This window comes from Streptomyces sp. NPDC107765, from assembly GCF_055657085.1.
Window position 1 is genome coordinate 274,302 of the sequence record NZ_JBVKBL010000004.1, and the last position, 19,918, is coordinate 294,219.

Consider the following 19,918-nt stretch of genomic DNA (forward strand, 5'->3'; position numbering starts at 1 on the left):
CTCTGCGGCTTGCCCGGAGCCCGCGGCTGGATGGTCCCGTTCAGGGGTTCAGGGGTTCAGGGGCGGAGTGCTGGAGTTCTGGGGCTTGCGCCCGAGGTTTCGGTGCCCGGCTCCCGTTCTCAGGCGGCGAGGCGCGCGACGAGGGCCTTGGCCTTGGCCGCGGCGTCCTCGTGGGCCTTGTCGCGGGAGGTCTCGTACAGCGGCACCAGGTCGGCCATCGCCGGGTTGACGGGTGCCATGGTCAGCTCGGGGACGATGAACTCGACGTCCAGGCCCATGCCGCTGCCCAGTACGGCCTCCAGGTAGTTCTGCACGTACTCCATGCCCTCACGGGGCGTGCCCGGCGCGTACGAGCCGCCACGGCTGGCGACGACCGTGACGGGCGTCCCCTTGGCGGACGGCGCCTCGCCCGCGGTACGGCCCATGATGATCACCTGGTCGAGCCACGCCTTGAGCGTGGAGGGGATCGTGAAGTTGTACATCGGCGCGGCGATGACGACCGCGTCGGCCTGCTCCAGCTCCTCGGCGAGCTTGACCCGCACGGCAAACGCGGCCTGCTGCTCGGGGGTGTGGGAGGCCGGGTCGGAGAACGCGGCGGAGGCGGCGACGCCGTCGAGGTGCGGCAGCGGGTCGGCGGCCAGGTCGCGGTGGATGACGGTGCCCTCGGGGTGCTGCTCCTCCCAGGTCTTGCGGAAGATCGCGGTGACCGAGCGGGAGGCGGAGACGCCCTCGGGGGAGACGGACGAGTCGATGAGCAGAAGCGTGGCCATGGGAATCGTTCCTTCGGTTGGTGTGGTCCGGTGGGTGCTGTCCGGTTGGTGCTGTCTGGTGGGTGCCGTCCGGTAGGGGCCGGGCGGTAGGGACCGTCCGGTAGGGGCCGGGCGGGGACAGCGGGGCTTCAGCAGGTGGGGCGGGTCCGGTGGGTTCGGCGCGTTCAGGTTCAGCGGGGCTTGCGAGTGGCCTCACCGGGGGCTCGGCCCTCGGGTCGGCGCCCCAGGGATCAGCGGGTACTCGTGCTGCCCCTGGCTGAGCACGGGATGACCAACGTTTGGCTAGCTGGTTGAATTCCGTACGTCACTATTCATAGCACAGGAGCTTACTTTTCTGCAGTAGCCAACGAGAGGGCGGTACGCTGGGTGGATGGCGGACCACAGCGAGGCGACGTGTAAGCAGGTCGATGACGGCATGGCGCGCGTCTTCGAGCTGTTCGGGAAGCGCTGGACGGGGCTGATCGTCGCCACCCTGATGTCCGGCCCGGTGCACTTCGCCGACCTGCGGCGGGCGATCCCCGGTATCAGCGAGCGGATGCTTTCCGACCGTCTGATGGAGCTGGCGGGGGTCGGCCTGATCGTCCGTGAAGTGGACGCGGGCCCTCCGCTGCGTGTCTCGTACCGGCTCACGGAGGCCGGCCTCGCGATGGACCCCGCCCTCAAGGAGTTGGGGCGCTGGGCGGAGACGTATCTGGCGGACGGCGGGCAGTGCCCGCAGCGGTTCCGGAGGTAGGCGGTCAGGGCGCAGGGGCAGGGCCCAGGGGGCAGGGGTCAGGGGTCTTCGTCCCTGGTTTTGTCTTGGATCTCCGTCTGGGGCTCTGTTCGGGTGGGGTGCCTCAGCCGCCCGAGTTAGCCCAGTTACCCCAGTTACCCCAGTCGCTCCTGGGCCGCGTTGTAGCGCCGTAGGTAGGTGGCGAAGCGGTCGAGGTCGGTCTCGTCCCAGTCGGCCAGGCGCTCGTGGAAGGCCTGCCGGCGGCTGGCGGTGACGTTGGCGAGCACCTGGGCGCCCTTCTCGGTGGGGTGGAGCACCTGGACGCGGTGGTCGTCCGGGTCGACGCGGCGCTCGACGAAACCGAGCTTCTCCAGTGCGGCGATCTGCCGGCTGACCGTGGACTTGTCCAGGAAGTAGTGCGCCGCGAGGTCCGTCGCGCGGCATCCGCGCTGGTCATCGAGGTGCGCAAGCAGGGTGTAGGAGACCAGTGACAGCTCGGGATGCATCCGGGCGGCGGTCGCGCGGGCCCGCCGGGCGAAAGCGGTCATCTCCTGCTGGATGGTCTCGACGGAGTCATCGCGGTGGGGCACGGGTTGCCTTTCGTAGATGTAGTTGTATAGTACAACGTAAGCGTGAGTTGTATTTGCCAACCATTGCCAACCATTGCCGGCTGCCCGCTCGCAGTCCGCCGCGGGCCAGCGACAGAACTTCCCTCAGCGTGAGAAGGCTCGCCCCATGAGTACGGTCCGACGTCCCGACCACCACCACAGTGCGCCCAAGACCCAAGGCGGCCACCGGGCCGGCTCCGCCGCCAGCCCCGCCGCCGGCCGCCCCGCCACCCACGCAGCCGGGCTCCGCCATGTCCTGGTGCATCTGGTCACGCCGATGCTGATGTGCATCGGCATGGGGCTCGCCTACCTGGGCGCGTTCGCGCATCCCGCACCCCACCACTTGCCGGTCGCGGTCGTCGGATCGAGCCGTAGTGCCCAGCTGCTCGCCCAGTCGATCAACGACAAGTCGGGCGGTGACCTTGAGGCGCGTACGGTCCCCCATCGCTCGACCGCGATCGAGCAGCTGAAGCACCAGGACATCTTCGGTGCGTACGTGATGAACGCGACGGCGCAGAACCAGCCGCAGGAGCGCACGCAGGGGCAGGCGCGCGGACAGACGCAGGGACAGCCGCAGGGACAGGCGCGCGGGCCGGAGGCCCCCGAACTGCTCGTCGCGAGCGCCGGATCCGACACCAGCGCCTCCGTCGTGCAGAAGATCTTCACTCCCGTCGCCGCCCGCCAAGGCGCCCCGCTGAAGGTCACGGACGTCGCACCGCCCGCCGAGGACGATCCGACCGGGCAGGGCATCTTCTTCCTGCTGGTCGCGATCAGCATCGGCTCGTACGCCTCGGTCGCGGTGATCGGCGGTGCAGGCGCCGTGCTGCCGCTCCGGTTGCGGGCTGCCTTGGCGATGGTTACATCCGTCGTGGTCAGCCTCATCGGCACGGCGTTCGCGGGCCCGGTGTTCCACCTCGTCGACCACGGCCTGTGGGGCCTGTGGGGTATGGCGTGGCTGTACTCCGCCGGTGTTCTGCTGATCGGTACCGGCCTGCACACCTTCCTCAAGCGGTGGACGACGCTCGGTGTGATGGCCCTCTTCGTGATGCTCAACTTCACCTCGTCCGGCGGGATTTTCCGGCCCGAGATGCAGAACGGCTTCTTCGCCGCGCTGCACTCCTTCTGGAACGGTGCCGGCTTCGTGGAGGGCCTCCGCAGTCACGTCTACTTCGACGGTTACGGCCTGTCCGGGCACGTTTGGACGCTGGTGGGCTGGCTGCTCGTCGGTGTGCTGATGGTCGGTCTGGCGGGGCTGGCCGAGCGACGCCGACGGGCCGCGGAGGCGGAGGCGGCGGCCAATGCGGCGGCGGTGGCGGCGGCCGCGGTGGCGGCAACGGTGCCGGAGCCCAGGCCGCGGCGGTCGGTGGGGGCGGCGGCACCCGGCACCGGCTCGGCGGACGAGGCCACCGAGGAAGAAATGGAGGAGGCGGCGGTGGTCGTCTAGCGGACCGATGACTCACCACTTCGAGGGCAGCCGCTGCTGTGGGCCTGGCGGGTTGCGGCTGACGGTGAGGGCTGGGCGGCTTGGCAGTGTGGGAGGTCGGCGGCTTGGTGGTTGGGGGGCTTGACGGTTTGGAGGGTTGGCGGCTTGGCCTGACCGCCTGACCGCCTGACCGCCTGACCGCCTGACCACCTGGCCGCCTGACCTCCCCTTCCCCCTTCCCCTTCCTCCCCCTCAACGACCAGCGGATACGCAGAGTCGCGGAGTTATCCACAGGCGCTGCGCGCGATGATGCGACGTCGGTAACGTCATTGCACGTCGGCAGGCCGGGCGCAGTCCCGTCCGGCGGCCGGTAAGTAGTGCCCAATGACAGAGAATTCGCCGACCCCACCGACCTGGTGGTTGTCGCCGAAGTCGCCGCAGCCGTAAAGGTCCTGAAGGGGGAGGTGGCCCGCATGACGCGTGTGCCATACGTACCGGGGTTTGCCAAGGCCGATGCACAGGGCCCGTCACCCAAGGCGGCCGGCCGGGCGTTGCGCGAGCGGCTGCCCCGTGCCGCGCAGTCCGCACTGTCGAGCGGGGCCGAACGCCCGGACGCGGTAGCGGCGGTGGAGGAGTCCAACGCCGGACGGCTTACCGACCTGACGCCCATACGGGTCGGCCGGATGGCCGCGAGCCCGTTCGCCTTCCTCCGCGGCTCCGCGGGCCTGATGGCGTACGACCTGACGGCCGACCCGGTGACCGGTATCGGCGCCCAGATCTGCGGGGATGCCCACGCCGCCAACTTCGGGCTCTACGGCGATGCCCGTGGCGGCCTCGTCATCGACCTCAACGACTTCGACGAGACCCTGTACGGGCCGTGGGAGTGGGATGTGAAGCGGCTCGCCACGTCGATGGTCCTGGCGGGACGGGAAGCGGGTGCGGCTGAGGATGAGTGCCGCAAGGCTGCCCAGGACGCGGCGGGCGCGTACCGACGCACGATGCGGCTGCTGGCGAAGCTGCCGGTGACCGAGGCGTGGAACGCGATCGCCGATGAGGAGTTGGTCTCGCACACCGACGCCCGGGACCTGCTGGGGACGCTGGAGCGGGTGTCGGCCAAGGCGCGGAAGAACACCAGCGCCCGGTTCGCGGCGAAGGCGACCGAGCGGACGACGGACGGTGGCCGTCGGTTCGTGGACGCGCCGCCGGTGCTGCGCCGGGTGCCGGACGCCGAAGCGGCAGCCGTGGCCGCCTCCCTCACCAGCTACCTGGACACCCTCCCCGAGGACCGGCTGCCCCTGCTGGCCCGGTACGCGGTGCACGACGTGGCCTTCCGAGTGGTCGGCACGGGCAGTGTGGGGTTGCGGTCGTACGTGGTGCTGCTGCTGGATCACCGGGGCGAGCCGCTGGTTCTGCAGGTGAAGGAGGCCCGCAGCTCGGCGCTGGCACGGTATGTGGAGAAGGCCGGCTTCCCGGCCCCGGCGGTGACGCATGAAGGCCGTCGGGTGGTGCTCGGCCAGCGGAGGATGCAGGTCGTCAGCGACATCCTGCTCGGCTGGACGACCGTGCAGGACATACCCCCGGCCGCCGGAGGAGGCACCCGCTCCACGGCGCCCGACCAGGGGACGGGCGATTTGGGTGCCGGACTTCCCTTCCAGGTCCGCCAGTTCAGAAACCGTAAGGGCAGCGTCGACCCGGCCCAGCTGACCGGCGACCAACTGGACGACTACGCCCGGATGACCGGCGCCCTCCTCGCCCGGGCCCACGCCCACAGCGCCGACCCACGCCTGGTGGCCGGCTACTGCGGCAAGAGTGAGGAACTGGACGAGGCCATAGCGAAGTTCGCCGTCGCTTACGCAGACCGCACGGAAGCGGACCACACGGCACTGACCACAGCAGTGAAGAACGGCCGCATAGCGGCAGAAATGGGGGTATGAGCTCGGCCGAGCCCGGCCGCGCCGCAGCAGATCACATCTGCCGGTGACCGCCAGGCTGCCTCTTTGGGGCTTGCCTGTGGCGACCGACGATGGCCTCACCGATCGAGGGTGGCCTATGCCGATTGACGGTGGCCTGTGGCCTCTGTCGACGCTCGAGGGCCTGTGTCGATCGATGAGTGCCGACCGTTGATCGTCGCGTTGATTCTCGCGGTGGCCATTGCGCTGGTCGTGGTGCTGATGGTGGCGCTGGCCGGGGGCGGCCTCGGTGGGGGCGGCCTCGGTGGGGGCGGGATAGGTGGTGGGTGATGAGCGGTGGCGGGTGGTGGTGGCGGTAGGTGGTAGGTGGTAGGCGGTGAGCGGGGAGTGGGGTGGTGGGTGAGGCGGTAGGTGGTGCGTGGTGGGGGGTGGGTGAGGGGCGGGGGGGGGGAGGGGCCCAGGGGGAAGGCAGCAGGGAAAGGCGAAGCGTCACCCTCCATCGCGGACCGTGGCCGAGGTTCGGGTCACGGAAGCCTTCAGGCGGTGGCGAGGCAGGGCGGGGGTCGGCTCGGGCCGTACGCTGACCGGGTGACGAACTCGCACGCGGAGAACACACAGGACGGCCAGCACCGAGCGGACGGACCGGGCACGGCGGATGCCCTGGGGGAACCGCAGGCGTCGGATGCTCGTGGCGGCGGTCAGGGCGCCCCAACCGCCGGCACGGAAGGACAGCCGGCCCCGTTCGACGGTTCCGGCTCGTCCGGCGACGCCTCCCCGTCGCGCGAACCCGGCAATGTCACCGGCCCGGACCCGACCGCCGGTCAGGCCGACTCTGCTGGCCAAGGCCCCTCCGTCGGCCAGGACCCGTCCGCCGACCAGGCCCCGTCTCTTGATCCGGACCCATCCTCCGGCCAGGACTCCAGTGCCCAGGACTCCCGTGATCAGGACTCTCGTGGTCAACAGGCCCCTCACGCTCAAGACGCGGCCGATGAGGGGACGCGGCGGTTGGCCAAGGCCGTGTTGGCGGCGGAGCGGGCGTTGATCGAGTTCGAGATCGCGGTGGAGACGTTCCGGGTGGAGGTGGAGAACTTCTCCCGGCTGCACCATCAGCGGCTCGGCCCCATGTACGCGCGGCTGGACGAGCTGGACGCGCAGATCGCCGAGGCCGTGGCAGCGCGTACCGGCGACCCCGAAGACATCCGTAAGGCCCGCGAGGCGCGGGCGTCGGTGCTGCCGATGCCGGAGGTGGAAGAGCTGTTCCACGGCTGGATGGGCTCGGACGGGCTGTTCCCGGAGGCGCAGGCGATGCTCACCGAGCAGCCGGTGCAGCCGCCGCAGAAGGTTCGGCCCAGTGAGGAGGCTCGTAAGGCCTACCGCGAGCTGGTCCGCAAGGCCCACCCGGACCTGGCGCGGGACGATGCGGAGCGGGCGCGGCGGGATGCGTTCATCGCGCGGGTCAATGCGGCGTACGGCCGGGGCGACGAGGCGGCGCTGCAGGAGCTGGCACGGGAGTGGGAGGCCGGTCCGGCGCCGGCCGAGGAGCGGCTCAGCGAGAGTGAGGAGCTGTACGCCCGTCTGGAGTGGCTGGCCACGCGCAAGGAACTGCTGGCGGCCGTTGCCGCCGAGCTGGAGGAGAGCGCGATCGGCGCGATGATCAAGATGGCGCCGGAGGACCCGGACCGGTTGCTGGACGAGATCGCCGAGAAGCTGCTCGCCGACGTCGCAGAACGTGAGGCGTACCTCACGCAACTGGTCGGGTAGCGTCGGACCATGCAATTTGGTTCTGTACCCACCGTCGGTGTCGATGCGCTCTCGGCCGAGGCCTTCCTCCTGGACGTCCGGGAGGACGACGAGTGGGAGGCGGGGCACGCCGAAGGTGCCCTGCACATCCCGATGAGCGAGTTCGTCGCCCGCTACGGGGAGCTGACCGAGAAGGCGCCCGAGGGCGACAAGGTCTACGTTCTGTGCCGCGTCGGTGGCCGTTCGGCCCAGGTGGCGCAGTACCTGGTTCAGCAGGGCATCGACGCCGTGAACGTCGCGGGTGGCATGCAGGCGTGGGAGGCTGCGGGTCGTCCTGTTTCGGACGGTAAGGGCGGAACGGGGACGGTTATCTAGCCGGCTGCCTACGCGGCTGGTGAGTACGCGACCAATGCCTACCCGGCCATTGCCTAGCTGATTGGGGTTGGTCGCCCCACTGGGCCGCTGCCCGCTGCCCGCTGCACATGTCCGTCGCCACGCCCTACCCCCTGCGCTCTCTCCCCCCCCCCGCGAGCCAAGGGCGGCGCACCCTGGACAGGCGAGCGGGCACCAGCCCGCTGAGCGCCCGACAACCCGGTGAGTCCGCGCGCCCTCCCCACCGAAGCTCACCCCACCGAAGCTCACCCCAGCGGATGCGCCGCGAGCAGGTCGCTGAGGGCCTCTTCGTGGGCGGCGGCGGGGCCGAGGGAGAGTTCGAGCTGCTTGGCCCAGGCGTGGTAGCGGTGCAGCGGGTAGTCGGTGTCGGCACCGAAACCGCCGTGCAGGTGCTGGGCGGTCTGGACGACGCGGCGTACGCCCTCGGAGGCCCAGATCTTGGCGACCGCGATGTCCCCGGCCGGTGGCAGCGGGCCGGGTGCCTCGGAGGCGAGGCGCCAGGCGGCCTGCCAGAGGGTGGCCTCCATGGCACGCAGGTCGATGAAGCGGTCGGCGGCCTGGACCGCCACGGCCTGGAAGGTGGCCAGCGGGAACCCGAACTGTTCGCGCTTGCCGGTGTACTCGCTGGTCATGGCGAGTACCCGCTCGCCGAGCCCCAGGGCCAGGGCACAGGTGCCGATGGTCAGGAGATGGCGGAGGGATTCCCAGGCGGCCGGGTCCGTGAGCGTTTCGGCGGCGCTGATACGAACGGAGTCGAGCCGTACCTCGGCCTGGCGCTCGCCGCTGGTCGAGATCTGGTCGGCGAGCGTGACGCCGGGGTGGGCACGGGGGACGAGGGTGAGGACGGCGTGGCCCTCGGCGGTGTGGGCGGGCAGCAGGATCCGGTCGGCGGTCGCGGCCCAGGGAACGGCGGTCTGCGTGCCGTCGAGGATCCAGTCGGTGCCCTCGTGGGTGGCGCGTACGGCGAGTTCGGCCGGTTCATGGCCCGTACGGCCGGCTGCGGCGACGGTGATGACGAGGTCGCCGGTGGCGATCTGCGGCAGTACGTCCGTACGGAGCGCGGCATCGGCGTACCGCTGGAGGGTGAGCGCGGCCGCGCCGGACTCCAGTAGAGGCACACGGGCCAGCACCTTCGCCGATTCGCGCAGTACGAGACAGAGGGCTATCGGGTCGAGGCCGGCGCCGCCGTGCTCCGGCGCGATGAGCAGGCCCAGCAGATCCGCGTCGGCGAGCTTGCGCCACAGTGCACGGTCGAAGTCGTCGGCGACCGCTCCGGTGGTGAGTGCCGGGCTGGGTACGTCGTCTGGAGCGGTCCCCGAGAAGACGGCCCGCGCCGCTTCGACGGCGGCCTGTTGTTCCTCGGTGAAGGTGAAGTCCACTGCCTGTCCTTCCTTCCGCACAACACCACGACCTGACGATCCGTCAAGTCAGGCGCCAAGGTAGAACATGTTCCAGGAATTGGGAATGGCGGTGGTGGCGAAGAGGCGGGGAGGACAGGGCAGTGCAGGCCAGGGAAGGGCGAGGGGCGGGAGCCGTGGGCGGACTTCGGCCCGGAACAGGCAAGGGTTGAGCTTCGGCCGCGGCGAGTCGAGTGCGGCTTGAAGGGCTTGAGTCGCTCGAAAGCACGGCCCCTCCACCCGAGCCCACCCCACCCCCCTACCGGTCGAAGTCCAGCTCCACCTTCTCCGTGACCGGGTGGGACTGGCAGGCGAGGACGTAGCCGGCGTCGACCTCGTCGGATTCGAGGGCGAAGTTGCGGTCCATGCGTATCTCGCCGGAGACCAGGAAGGCCCGGCAGGTGCCGCAGACGCCGCCCTTGCAGGCGTAGGGGGCGTCGGCGCGGTTGCGGAGGACGGCTTCGAGGAGTGATTCGCCGTCGTGGACGGGCCAGGTGCCCGAGCGGCCGTCGAGGGTGGCGGTCACCGTGCTGTGCGCGGGGGCCTTGGCCGCGGGTGCGGTCGGGGTGCCGTTGTCGACGTGGAAGATCTCTTCGTGGATGCGGTTGCGGGGGACACCGAGGGCGCGCAGGGCGCGTTCGGCGCCCTGGACCAGGCCGTACGGGCCGCAGAGGTACCAGCCGTCGATGGCGTCGGTCTTCAGCAGGGCGGGCAGCAGGGCGCGGAGCCGGTCCTCGTCCAGGCGGCCGGAGGGCAGGCCGGCCTGCTGTTCCTCGCGGGAGAGGGTGTGGATCAGCTGGAAGCGGTCGGGATAGCGGTCCTTCAGATCGGCGACCTCCTCCAGGAACATCGTCGAGGCCGCGGTGCGGTCGCTGCGGATCAGGCAGAAACGGGCGTCGGGCTGCTGGGCGAGGAGGGTGGTGGCGATGGAGAGTACGGGGGTGATGCCGCTGCCGCCGACGATCCCCACGAAGTGACCGGGGCGCGGCGCGAGGACGAACCGGCCGGCCGGGGCCATCACCTCCACCGTGTCGCCGACCGCCAGTTCCTTGAGCGCGTAGGTCGAGAAGGCGCCGTCCTCGACGTGCCGGATGCCGACGCGCAGGACGGGCTCGTCGGTGGCCGGGGCACAGACGGAGTACGTACGGCGGATCTCCTGGCCGTCGACCGTCCTGCGCAGGGCGATGTGCTGCCCGGGGGTGTGCCGGAAGGTGCTGCGGAGTTCGGGCGGGACGGTGAAGGTGACGGCCACCGCGTCGTCCGTGAGCCGCTCGACCTCCTGGACCCGGAGCGGGTGGAACATCACAACTCCTTGAAGTGGTCGAAGGGTTCGCGGCAGGACTCGCAGCGGCGCAGCGCCTTGCAGGCCGTGGAGGAGAACCGGCTCAGCAGGGTGGTGTCGGTTGATCCGCAGTGCGGGCAGCGGATCGTGAGGGCGACGGAGACCGGTCCGCCGGACGGGCCGGCCGGGCGCGGTGGGGCGATGCCGAAGTCGGCCAGCTTGCGGCGGCCCTCGGCGGTGATGGCGTCCGTGGTCCACGGCGGGCTGAGGACCGTACGGACCTCGACGTCGGGTATGCCGTGGTCGTGGAGTATCCGCTCGATGTCGGCGGACATGGCCTCGATGGCGGGGCAGCCGGTGTAGGTGGGGGTGAGCTCGACCTCGACGCGGTCGGGGGCGGTCAGCCGCAGACCGCGCATGACGCCGAGTTCGGCGAGGGTGAGGACGGGCAGCTCGGGGTCGGGAACGGAGCCGGCCAGTGCCAGCAGTTCCGCTTCGAGGGCCGTGGCCGTGGCCTGGGCGGTGGGCGGGGTGGCCGTGCCGACCGTGCCGGCCCTGCCGACCGTAGGGGGCATGCCGGGCCTGGTGGTCGTGGTGTCTCCGGTGGTCACCATGTCGCCCCCGGGTGGCTGCGGTGGAGGTGCTGCATCTCGGCGAGCAGCCGTCCGAACGGTTCGGTGTGCAGGCCCTGGCGGCCCGCGCCGGCGGTCCAGGCGCCGCGCTGCGGTCCTTCGGGGAGGCGGAGGGTGGCCTGCTCGACGGTGGCGGTGATGCGGGTGGTCCACGCGTCGTGGAACGTGGCCCAGGGCAGCGTTTCCAGCCCGGCCACCGGCTCGAACATCTCGCCCGTGAAGCGCCAGAGGGCGTCCAGGGCGCGCTGCATCCGGGTGTGGCTCTCGTCGGTGCCGTCGCCCAGCCGGAGGGTCCACTGGACGGCGTGGTCGCGGTGGTAGGCGACCTCCTTGACGGCCTTGCCGGCCAGGGGCGCCAACTCGGTGTCTCCGCTCGCCAGTTGCTCGAAGAGCAGCTCCTGGAAGGTGGAGAAGTAGAGCTGGCGGGCGATGGTGTGGGCGAAGTCGCCGTTGGGCTGCTCGACGAGCTGGAGGTTGCGGAACTCCCGCTCCTCGCGCAGATACGCCAGCTCGTCCTCGTCGCCGGCCAGGGAGAGCAGCACCCGGGCCTGACCGAGCAGGTCCAGCGCGATGTTGGCCAGCGCCACCTCCTCCTCCAGGACCGGGGCCCGGCCGGCCCACTCGCCCAGGCGGTGGGAGAGGATCAGCGCATCGTCCCCCAGGGGCAGGGCCGGGGTGGTCACGGTGTCCCTCACAGGTGGTGCACCCCCTCCGGGATCTCGTAGAAGGTCGGGTGGCGGTAGGGCTTGTCGCCGGCCGGTTCGAAGAAGGCGTCCTTCTCGTCCGGGGAGGAGGCGGTGATCTGGGCGGAGGGCACCACCCAGAGGGAGACGCCTTCGGAGCGCCGGGTGTAGAGGTCGCGGGCGTTGCGCAGTGCCATCTCGGCGTCCGGGGCGTGGAGGCTGCCGGCGTGGGTGTGCGACAGACCGCGGCGGCTGCGGACGAAGACCTCCCACAGGGGCCAGTCGGTGGGGCGGGCGTCCGCCGCTTCGGCGGGGGCGCCGGAGGCGGGGGTCTCCGCGGGGCGGGGTGTCGTCGTCATCGTCCGGCCTTCCCGTGCTTGGCCGCGTGTGCGGCGGCTGCCTCGCGCACCCAGGCGCCTTCTTCGTGGGCCTGTCGGCGGCGGTTGATCCGCTGTTCGTTGCAGGGCCCGTTGCCCTTGAGGACCTCGCGGAACTCGGTCCAGTCGATGGAGCCGAAGTCGTGGTGCCCGCGGTCCTCGTTCCACACCAGGTCGGGGTCGGGGAGGGTGAGGCCGAGGGCCTCGGCCTGGGGGACGCAGATGTCGACGAAGCGCTGGCGGAGCTCGTCGTTGGAGTGCCGCTTGATCTTCCAGGCCATGGACTGGGCGGAGTGCGAGGACTCGTCGTCCGGCGGGCCGAACATCATCAGGGAGGGCCACCACCAGCGGTTGACCGCGTCCTGCGCCATCGCGTGCTGGGCTTCCGTGCCGCGGCTGAGGGTCAGCAGGAGCTCGTAGCCCTGGCGCTGGTGGAAGGACTCCTCCTTGCAGATGCGGACCATCGCGCGGGCGTAGGGGCCGTAGGAGCACCGGCACAGCGGTACCTGGTTGGTGATCGCCGCGCCGTCCACCAGCCAGCCGATGGCTCCGACGTCCGCCCAGGTCAGGGTGGGGTAGTTGAAGATCGAGGAGTACTTCTGGCGGCCGGAGTGGAGCTTGTCGAGGAGCTCGTCGCGGCTTGTGCCGAGGGTTTCGGCGGCGCTGTAGAGGTACAGGCCGTGGCCGGCCTCGTCCTGCACCTTGGCCATCAGGATCGCCTTGCGGCGCAGGGAGGGCGCGCGGGTGATCCAGTTGGCCTCCGGCTGCATGCCGATGATCTCGGAGTGGGCGTGCTGCGCTATCTGCCGCACGAGTGTGGAGCGGTACGCCTCCGGCATCCAGTCCCGTGGCTCGATCCGCTCCTCCGCGGCCACGGTGGCGTCGAACGCGGCCTCCTGAGCCGCCTCCTCCGGCGCGATCGTCGTCATGTGTGCCCCCTCGCTCCCGACCGACCGATCGTTCGGTTCAATGGTGAGTGGGCGGGCAGCGGGTGTCAAGCCTGTGGATAAGTCGGGGGAGGGTGTGCCCGGTGCGGCCGCGTAGGTACGGTTCCCCAGCGGAGTTGACCGCATGGATTTACGGGAACGGGGCGGGAATGCAGTCATACGGGGACGAACCGCGGCCTTTGGCCGCGCTGTCGCTACCCTCGCGGATCGTCATAGGCGTGGCGGCCTGCGCCGTCGCCGTCATCGTCGCGATTCATCTCGCCATGATGTTTCTCCACGTCGCGCCGCAGAACACGCTCAGCAAGCAGCAGGGCGCCCTGATCAGCGACTACGTCTATCCCGAGTACGAACAGAACTGGAAGCTGTTCGCGCCCAATCCCCTCCAGCAGAACGTCGCGGTCCAGGTCCGAGCGGAGGTCCGTGCCGAGGACGGCAGCGGCCGCACCACCGGCTGGACCGACCTGACCGCCCGTGACGGCCGGGCCATACTCCACAACCCGCTGCCCAGCCACACCGAGCAGAACCAGCTGCGCCGGGGCTGGGAGCTCTTCCTCAACAGCCACAACGCCCAGGGCCGCCCGATCGGCACCCGCGGCGAGCTGGCCGAGCGCTACATCCGACGGATCGTGATGTTCCGGATGCAGGGCGAGTGGACCGCGGCCGGCGGCCGGGTCGAGCGCATCCAGGTCCGCTCCCGTACGTCCGCCGTCAGCCCGCCGCCGTGGAGCACCGAGAAGATCAGCGACAAGCCCGTGTACCGCGTGCAGCCCTGGTGGCAGGTCACCACGGCCGACCTCCCCGAGGGGGCGAACAGCCAGTGACCTCCCCGATGCCCCAGCAGCCCCAGAACACCTCGCAGCCCTCGCACACCACGGAGCCCACCGACGTGCCGCAGCAGGCGCACGCACCCCACGACCCCCAGGCCCCCGCCGCGACCCCGGCCGCCTACGAGGAGACCCGGATCGAGCGCACCGTCGGCCGCCTCTTCGGCCGCGCCACCGGCCGCGCGCTGGCCCCGTACCAGACCGCCGTGATCCGGATCGGCTTCTCGGCGACCTGGCTGCTGTTCCTGCTGCGCGAGTGGCCGCACCGCCTGACGCTCTACGGGCCCGACAGCCCCTGGAACCTGGACATGGCGCGCCACCTCCTGGACGCCAATCACGCCTTCTCCATGCTGCTGTGGTCCGACGGCCGCGGCTGGTTCGAGTGCGTCTACCTGATGGCCGTCGCGTCCAGCGCGGCGCTGCTGCTCGGCTGGCGCACCCGCACCATGTCGGTGCTCTTCATGCTCGGCGTGATCTCGCTGCAGAACCGCAGCGTCTTCATAGGGGACGGCGGCGACAACGTCATCCACCTGATGTCGATGTATCTCGTGCTCACCCGGTGCGGCCAGGTCTGGTCGCTGGACGCCCGCCGTGCCAAGCGTGCCCGGGCAGCGGCGGAGGCGTCCGCGGCAGAGGCGGCCGCAGCCGGCGGGGAGGCGCCCGAGGAGGCGCAGACCGCCGCACGCACGCCGGGTGCGGGCCGCGGACGCGATCTGACCGGCATCGTCCTGTGGGCCGTGCTCGGCCTCGCCCTCGCGGTCGCGCAGCTCACCGGCAGCTACGCCCTCCTGTGGTTCGACAACGGCCCGTTCCCGCACATCGGCTGGAGCCTGGTCCTGTGGGGCCTGTGGGCCGCGCACGCCCTCTGGTGGGCGGTCCAGCGCTACGCGCCGGGGGAGCCGCGCACCGTCCTGGACACCCTCACCAAGCTCGCCCACAACGGCGCACTGCTGGTGATCATGGTCGAGGTCTGCCTGGTCTACTCCACCGCCGGCTGGTACAAGATCCAGGGTTCCCGCTGGCAGGACGGCACCGCGGTCTACTACCCGATGCACCTGGACTACTTCTCGCCCTGGCCCGCGCTCTCCCAGCTGCTCGGCAGCAACGGCCTGATGGTCATGCTGATCACCTACGGCACGGTGATCGTCCAGGTGGCCTTCCCCTTCACGCTCTTCAACCGCCGGCTCAAGAACGTGCTCCTGGTCATCATGATCTGCGAGCACCTCTCGATCGCGTTCCTGCTGGGGCTGCCGTTCTTCTCGCTCGCCATGATCGCCGCGGACGCGGTCTTCCTGCCGACGAACTTCCTGACCTGGCTCTCCGCCCGCGTCTCCGGCCTGCGCGAACGCCTCTTCCCGCGCACCCTCCCGGCCGGCCCGGACGGCGGCCCCGGAGGGGGTGAGCCCCCGGCCCGTACGGAGCACGGCGGCGGTGGCCATACGCTCGTGGGGTGAGCAGCGAGAAAACCGCCCCCGCCGAGCCCCTCCAGTACGACGAGGGCTACGGGACCCAGATCGGCGTCGGCCCGCATCCGGCGCCCTGGCCGCAGGACGACCGTTACGACCCGGAGCTGCTCGCGCACGGCGACCGCCGCAACGTCGTCGACCACTACCGCTACTGGACGCGGGAGGCGATCGTCGCGGACCTCGACACCCGCCGCCACGACTTCCATGTGGCGGTCGAGAACTGGGGCCACGACTTCAACATCGGCTCCGTCGTGCGCACCGCGAACGCGTTCCTGGCCAAGGAGGTCCACATCGTCGGCCAGCGGCGCTGGAACCGGCGCGGGGCGATGGTGACCGACCGCTACCAGCACGTCCGCCACCACCCGGACACCGCGGACCTCACCGCCTGGGCCACCGCCGAGGGACTGCCGATCATCGGGATCGACAACCTCCCGGGGGCCGTGCCGCTGGAGACGACGGAGCTGCCGCGGCGCTGTGTGCTCCTCTTCGGACAGGAGGGCCCGGGGCTGACCGAGGAGGCGCGCCGCCACGCCTCGCTGGTCTGCTCGATCGCGCAGTTCGGCTCGACCCGCTCGATCAACGCGGGGGCGGCGGCCGCCATCGCGATGCACGCCTGGATCGGCCGCCACGCGCGGATCGACGGGCCGGACGCCGGCTGACCGGCGCCGGCCCCGGCCACGTCACGCGGGCCGGCGCCCGGCCCGCTCACATCATGCGGGTCGGCGCACCTCCACCATCCGGAAGCGGTTGGCCACGAACGCGCCGTCGCAGAGCACCGCATTCGCCGCCGGGTTACCGCCGGAGCCGTGGAAGTCCGAGAACGCCGCGGTCTGGTTCACATAGACCCCGCCGGTGAGGTTCAGCGACAGCTGGGCGCACTCCTCCAGGCAGGCGTCCTCCACCAGCCGCTCGACCTCGGCGTCCGTGGTGTACGCGCCGACCGTCATGGCGCCCTTCTCGCGGACCGTCCGCCGCAGCAGGTCCACGGCGCCGGCGGCGGAGTCGACGGCCACCGCGAACGACACCGGCCCGAAGCACTCCGACAGATACGCCGCCTCGGAATCCGGCTTGGCGCCGTCCAGCTTGACGATCACCGGGGTGCGGACCGTCGCCCCGGGGAAGTCGGGGTTGGCCACCTCACGGGAGGCCAGGGCCACCTCGCCGAGCCCGGCGGCGGCGTCGATCCGCTCCTTGACCTGCGGATTGACGATCGCGCCCAGCAGCGCGTTGGCCCGCGCGTCGTCGCCCAGCAGCCCGCTCACCGCGCCCGCGAGGTCGCTGACCACCTCGTCGTACGACTTGGGCCCGGCGTCCGTGGTGATGCCGTCGCGGGGGATCAGCAGGTTCTGCGGGGTGGTGCACATCTGGCCGCTGTAGAGCGACAGGGAGAAGGCGAGGTTGCTGAGCATGCCCTTGTAGTCATCGGTGGAGTCGATGACGACGGTGTTCACGCCGGCCTTCTCGGTGTGGACCTCCGCCTGCCGGGCGTGGGTCTCCAGCCAGTCGCCGAACGCGGTCGAGCCGGTGTAGTCGATGATGCGCACCTCGGGGCGGACGGCCAGCGTCTTGGCCAGGCCCTCGTCCGGCTTGTCCACGGCCAGGCACACCAGGTCGGCGGGGAACCCGGCGTCGTCGAGGACCTCGCGCGCCACCTTGACGGTCATGGCCAGCGGCAGCACGGCCCGCGGATGCGGCTTGACCAGGACCGGGTTGCCGGTGGCCAGGGAGGCGAACAGGCCGGGGTAGCCGTTCCAGGTCGGGAAGGTGTTGCACCCGATCATCAGGGCCACGCCGCGCGGCACCGCCGTGAAGCTCTTGGACAGCTCCAGCGGGTCACGCTTGCCCTGCGGCTTGGACCAGGCCGCCTGCCCCGGGGTGCGGGTCTGCTCGGCGTACGCGTACGCCACCGCCTCCAGGCCGCGGTCCTGAGCGTGCGGTCCGCCGGCCTGGAACGCCATCATGAACGCCTGGCCGCTGGTGTGCATCACGGCCTGGGCGAACTCATGGGTGCGGGCGCTGATCCGGGCCAGGATCTCCAGGCAGACCGCCGCGCGCAGCTCCGGGCCGGCGTCCCGCCAGGCGGGGATCGTGGCGCGCATCGCGGGCAGCAGGACGTCCACGTCCGGGTGCGGGTAGCTGATCCCCAGCTCCGGCCCGTAGGGCGAGACCTCCTGGCCCGTCCAGTCGTCCGTGCCGGGCTGGGTGAGCTCGAAGCGCTTGCCGCGCAGCGCCTCGAACGCGGCCGCACCGTCGGCCGCGGCGGTCTCGCCGTACGCCTTGGGGTGCTCGGGGTGCGGGGACCAGTAGGCGCGGGTACGGATCGCCTCCAGCGCCTGGTCGAGGGTCGGGCGGTGCTTCTCGATCAACTGCGCTGCGGTCATTTCGGCGGCCATCGATGACCAACTCCTCGTCGAGCCGGGCGGAGAGCGGATAGGGCTGGGAGCGGACAGGACAACGGAGTTAGAGTAACCGAACGATCGGTCGGGGCAAGAGGGCCCGGCGAGCCTGTGGAAAAGTCGGTCGGGGAGGATCAGCTGGCATGACGGCAATCGGCACCGGCAACACCGTGGCAGTGGTGGGTACGGGCACCATGGGACAGGGAATCGCGCAGGTGGCGCTGGTCGCCGGCCATCGCGTACGGCTCTACGACAGCGCCCCCGGGCGCGCGGACCAGGCCGCAGGCGCGCTCGTGCGGCGGCTGGACCGGCTGGTGGAAAAGGGCCGGATCACGGCGGCCGAGCGGGACGCCGCCCGCGACCGCCTCTCCCCCGCCACGGCCCTGGCCGAGCTGGTCGACGCCGCGTTGGTCATCGAGGCGATCCTGGAGGAACTGAAGCCCAAACAGGAGCTGTTCAGGTCGCTGGAGGACATCGTCGGCGACGACTGCCTGCTGGCCACCAACACGTCCTCGCTGTCCGTGACGGCGGTCGCCGGCGGCCTGCGCCGCCCCGGCCGCTGCGTGGGCCTGCACTTCTTCAACCCCGCGCCGCTGCTTCCGCTGGTCGAGGTGGTCAGCGGCTTCGCCACGGACGAGGCGGCCGCCGCCACGGCGTACGACACCGCCGCGGCCTGGGGGAAGAAGCCGGTCCACTGCGCCGACACCCCCGGTTTCATCGTCAACCGCATCGCCCGCCCCTTCTACGCCGAGGCCCTGCGCGCCTACGAGGAGCGGGTCGCCGACCCCGCCACCATCGATGCGGTACTGCGCGACGGCGCGGGCTTCAAGATGGGGCCGTTCGAGCTGACCGACCTCATCGGGCAGGACGTGAACGAGGCTGTCACCCACTCCGTGTGGCAGTCCTTCTTCCAGGACCCCAAGTTCACCCCCTCCCTGGCGCAGCGCCGGCTGGTGGAGGCCGGGCTGCACGGCCGCAAGACGGGGCGCGGCTGGTACGACTACTCCGAGGGCGCGCAGCGGCCCGCGCCGCACACCGCGGCGCCCTGCCCGGCTCCGGACGCCGTCGCCCTGCACGCGAAGCTGCCCGGCCCCGCCGCGGTGCTCCGCGAGCTGATCGAGGAGGCCGGTATCAAGGTCACCCGAGACCGCACGCCCGCCGAGTCGGAGGGCTTCCTCCGGCTGCCCGGCGGGGCCTGCCTGGCGCTGACCAACGGCTACCCGGCGACGAGCGTCGTCTACGACAAGTACATCCGCTTCGACCTCTCGCTCGACTACCGGGCCGCCACCCGGATTGCGCTGGCACCCTCGGAGACCTGCTCCGAGTCGGACCTCGCGGAGGCCGTCGGGCTGTTCCAGGCGCTGGGCAAGGAGGTCAGCGTCATCGGCGACGTCCCGGGCATGATCGTCGCCCGGACGGTCGCGATGATCGTCGACTTCGCCGTGGACGCCGCCGCCCGCGGGGTGGCCATCCCTGAGGACATCGACACGGCCATGCGGCTGGGCGTCAACTACCCCGGGGGCCCCATGGAATGGGTTGAACGGCTCGGCGCCCACTGGGTGTGGGACCTGCTGGACTCGATGCACCACCAGAATGCCCAGGGACGCTACGTACCGTCCTGGGCGCTGCGGCGCCGTGCGGACCTCGACGAACAGGTGCTCTCATCATGACCATGGCCAAGCGCGACACCTACACGCCCGATTCGCTGCTCGCCGTCGCCGTCGAGGTGTTCATCGAGCGCGGCTACGACGGCACCTCCATGGAGCACCTCTCCAAGGCGGCCGGCATCTCCAAGTCTTCGATCTACCACCACGTGCGCAGCAAGGAAGAGCTGCTGCACCGTGCCATAAGCCGGGCCCTGGACGGCCTCTTCGGCGTGCTGGAGGAAGAGGCTGCCCTCCAGGGGCGGGCGGTCGAACGGCTGGAGCACGTCACCCGCCGGGTGACCGAGGTGCTGATGGACGAACTCCCCTACGTGACGCTGCTGTTGCGGGTGCGCGGTAACACGGACACCGAACGGTGGGCCATGGAGCGCCGCCGGGAGTTCGACCACGAGGTGGCCGCGCTCCTCAAGCAGGCCGCCGCCGACGGCGACCTGCGGGACGACGTGGACGTCCGGCTCGCCACGAGGCTGCTCTTCGGCATGATCAATTCGATCGTGGAGTGGTACCGGCCCGGGCGGGGCGGCGCGGCGCGCCGCGAGGAGGTCGCCGAGGCCGTGGTGCGCACGGCGTTCACGGGCCTGCGCCGGCTCTGACGGGCCCCTGCGGGGTCCACAGGGGCCCTTGAGCCCCTGACGGCCCGTCCTGCGGCACCGGGCGCCTCAGGCCCGTCCCGCGGCACCGGGGCGCCACAGGC

At 71.1% G+C, this 19,918-nt stretch carries 20 protein-coding genes; 11 read left to right on the forward strand and 9 right to left on the reverse strand.

The genetic code is table 11. The annotated features are described in order from the left end of the window. Nucleotides 1-119: 119 nt before the first annotated feature. Entirely contained in the window at nucleotides 120-770 is a 651-nt protein-coding gene (locus tag ACZ7MX_RS12835) for an FMN-dependent NADH-azoreductase (protein WP_472131573.1), read from the reverse strand. 370 nt (nucleotides 771-1,140) lie between these two features. Here ACZ7MX_RS12835 and ACZ7MX_RS12840 point away from each other — a divergent pair, with 370 nt between their 5' ends. Further along, entirely contained in the window at nucleotides 1,141-1,503 is a 363-nt protein-coding gene (locus tag ACZ7MX_RS12840; protein ID WP_472131574.1) for a winged helix-turn-helix transcriptional regulator, read from the forward strand. Between the two features lie 134 nt (nucleotides 1,504-1,637). Here the strand turns inward: ACZ7MX_RS12840 and ACZ7MX_RS12845 are convergent, their stop codons facing one another. Continuing rightward, nucleotides 1,638-2,072, reverse strand: coding sequence for a MarR family winged helix-turn-helix transcriptional regulator (locus ACZ7MX_RS12845; RefSeq protein WP_261956725.1), 435 nt, complete (start codon nucleotides 2,070-2,072; stop codon nucleotides 1,638-1,640). 145 nt (nucleotides 2,073-2,217) lie between these two features. On the opposite strand from ACZ7MX_RS12845, the gene ACZ7MX_RS12850 reads away from it, so the two are divergent. From ACZ7MX_RS12850 to ACZ7MX_RS12870, 5 genes are all read left to right on the forward strand, one after another. Next, nucleotides 2,218-3,534: an ABC transporter permease gene (locus ACZ7MX_RS12850; protein ID WP_472131575.1), complete on the forward strand. Its 1,317-nt coding sequence runs from the start codon at nucleotides 2,218-2,220 to the stop codon at nucleotides 3,532-3,534. A gap of 452 nt (nucleotides 3,535-3,986) precedes the next feature. Next, on the forward strand, nucleotides 3,987-5,447 hold the full coding sequence (locus ACZ7MX_RS12855) for a DUF2252 domain-containing protein (RefSeq protein ID WP_472131576.1): 1,461 nt from the start codon (nucleotides 3,987-3,989) through the stop codon (nucleotides 5,445-5,447). Nucleotides 5,448-5,609: 162 nt separating this feature from the next. Next, the gene (locus ACZ7MX_RS12860) at nucleotides 5,610-5,753 is read left to right on the forward strand and encodes a hypothetical protein (protein WP_472131577.1); all 144 of its coding nucleotides are present in this window, start codon (nucleotides 5,610-5,612) and stop codon (nucleotides 5,751-5,753) included. A gap of 258 nt (nucleotides 5,754-6,011) precedes the next feature. Continuing rightward, nucleotides 6,012-7,184: a J domain-containing protein gene (locus tag ACZ7MX_RS12865; protein ID WP_472131578.1), complete on the forward strand. Its 1,173-nt coding sequence runs from the start codon at nucleotides 6,012-6,014 to the stop codon at nucleotides 7,182-7,184. Between the two features lie 9 nt (nucleotides 7,185-7,193). Then, nucleotides 7,194-7,538: a rhodanese-like domain-containing protein gene (locus tag ACZ7MX_RS12870; RefSeq protein ID WP_030411554.1), complete on the forward strand. Its 345-nt coding sequence runs from the start codon at nucleotides 7,194-7,196 to the stop codon at nucleotides 7,536-7,538. Between the two features lie 263 nt (nucleotides 7,539-7,801). Here the strand turns inward: ACZ7MX_RS12870 and ACZ7MX_RS12875 are convergent, their stop codons facing one another. The 6 genes from ACZ7MX_RS12875 to paaA all read right to left on the reverse strand — a co-directional run bounded on the left by ACZ7MX_RS12875 (nucleotide 7,802) and on the right by paaA (nucleotide 12,856). After that, entirely contained in the window at nucleotides 7,802-8,935 is a 1,134-nt protein-coding gene (locus ACZ7MX_RS12875) for an acyl-CoA dehydrogenase family protein (protein WP_472131579.1), read from the reverse strand. Nucleotides 8,936-9,212: 277 nt separating this feature from the next. Then, complete coding sequence (paaE, locus tag ACZ7MX_RS12880) at nucleotides 9,213-10,256, reverse strand: 1,2-phenylacetyl-CoA epoxidase subunit PaaE (protein WP_472131580.1); 1,044 nt, start codon at nucleotides 10,254-10,256, stop codon at nucleotides 9,213-9,215. Then, complete coding sequence (paaD, locus tag ACZ7MX_RS12885) at nucleotides 10,256-10,849, reverse strand: 1,2-phenylacetyl-CoA epoxidase subunit PaaD (protein ID WP_472131581.1); 594 nt, start codon at nucleotides 10,847-10,849, stop codon at nucleotides 10,256-10,258. Before paaD ends, paaE begins: the two co-directional genes overlap by 1 nt. Continuing rightward, the gene (gene paaC, locus ACZ7MX_RS12890) at nucleotides 10,843-11,562 is read right to left on the reverse strand and encodes a 1,2-phenylacetyl-CoA epoxidase subunit PaaC (protein WP_472131582.1); all 720 of its coding nucleotides are present in this window, start codon (nucleotides 11,560-11,562) and stop codon (nucleotides 10,843-10,845) included. The genes paaD and paaC overlap by 7 nt, the downstream gene beginning before the upstream one ends. Next, entirely contained in the window at nucleotides 11,559-11,909 is a 351-nt protein-coding gene (gene paaB / locus ACZ7MX_RS12895) for a 1,2-phenylacetyl-CoA epoxidase subunit PaaB (protein WP_310724046.1), read from the reverse strand. The genes paaC and paaB overlap by 4 nt, the downstream gene beginning before the upstream one ends. Next, complete coding sequence (gene paaA / locus ACZ7MX_RS12900) at nucleotides 11,906-12,856, reverse strand: 1,2-phenylacetyl-CoA epoxidase subunit PaaA (RefSeq protein WP_472131583.1); 951 nt, start codon at nucleotides 12,854-12,856, stop codon at nucleotides 11,906-11,908. Before paaA ends, paaB begins: the two co-directional genes overlap by 4 nt. Nucleotides 12,857-13,023: 167 nt before the next feature. Between paaA and ACZ7MX_RS12905 the strand changes: the two genes are divergently transcribed. Genes ACZ7MX_RS12905 through ACZ7MX_RS12915 form a run of 3 tightly spaced genes read left to right on the forward strand, consistent with a single transcriptional unit; the run spans nucleotide 13,024 to nucleotide 15,823 of the window. After that, nucleotides 13,024-13,695 carry a DUF5819 family protein gene (locus ACZ7MX_RS12905; RefSeq protein WP_472131584.1) on the forward strand — a complete coding sequence of 224 codons (672 nt, stop codon included), beginning with the start codon at nucleotides 13,024-13,026 and terminating at the stop codon, nucleotides 13,693-13,695. Nucleotides 13,696-13,703: 8 nt separating this feature from the next. Next, complete coding sequence (locus ACZ7MX_RS12910; RefSeq protein WP_472131585.1) at nucleotides 13,704-15,152, forward strand: HTTM domain-containing protein; 1,449 nt, start codon at nucleotides 13,704-13,706, stop codon at nucleotides 15,150-15,152. Continuing rightward, nucleotides 15,149-15,823, forward strand: a complete 675-nt coding sequence (locus ACZ7MX_RS12915; RefSeq protein ID WP_030802955.1) for a TrmH family RNA methyltransferase — start codon at nucleotides 15,149-15,151, stop codon at nucleotides 15,821-15,823. Before ACZ7MX_RS12910 ends, ACZ7MX_RS12915 begins: the two co-directional genes overlap by 4 nt. A gap of 51 nt (nucleotides 15,824-15,874) precedes the next feature. On the opposite strand, the gene paaN is transcribed toward ACZ7MX_RS12915, so the two are convergent. Next, complete coding sequence (gene paaN / locus ACZ7MX_RS12920; protein WP_472131586.1) at nucleotides 15,875-17,557, reverse strand: phenylacetic acid degradation protein PaaN; 1,683 nt, start codon at nucleotides 17,555-17,557, stop codon at nucleotides 15,875-15,877. 146 nt (nucleotides 17,558-17,703) lie between these two features. Here paaN and ACZ7MX_RS12925 point away from each other — a divergent pair, with 146 nt between their 5' ends. Together ACZ7MX_RS12925 and ACZ7MX_RS12930 are read left to right on the forward strand one after the other, a co-directional pair. Next, nucleotides 17,704-19,230: a 3-hydroxyacyl-CoA dehydrogenase gene (locus ACZ7MX_RS12925; protein ID WP_472131587.1), complete on the forward strand. Its 1,527-nt coding sequence runs from the start codon at nucleotides 17,704-17,706 to the stop codon at nucleotides 19,228-19,230. Next, on the forward strand, nucleotides 19,227-19,817 hold the full coding sequence (locus tag ACZ7MX_RS12930) for a TetR/AcrR family transcriptional regulator (RefSeq protein ID WP_472131588.1): 591 nt from the start codon (nucleotides 19,227-19,229) through the stop codon (nucleotides 19,815-19,817). The genes ACZ7MX_RS12925 and ACZ7MX_RS12930 overlap by 4 nt, the downstream gene beginning before the upstream one ends. Nucleotides 19,818-19,918 lie beyond the last annotated feature (101 nt).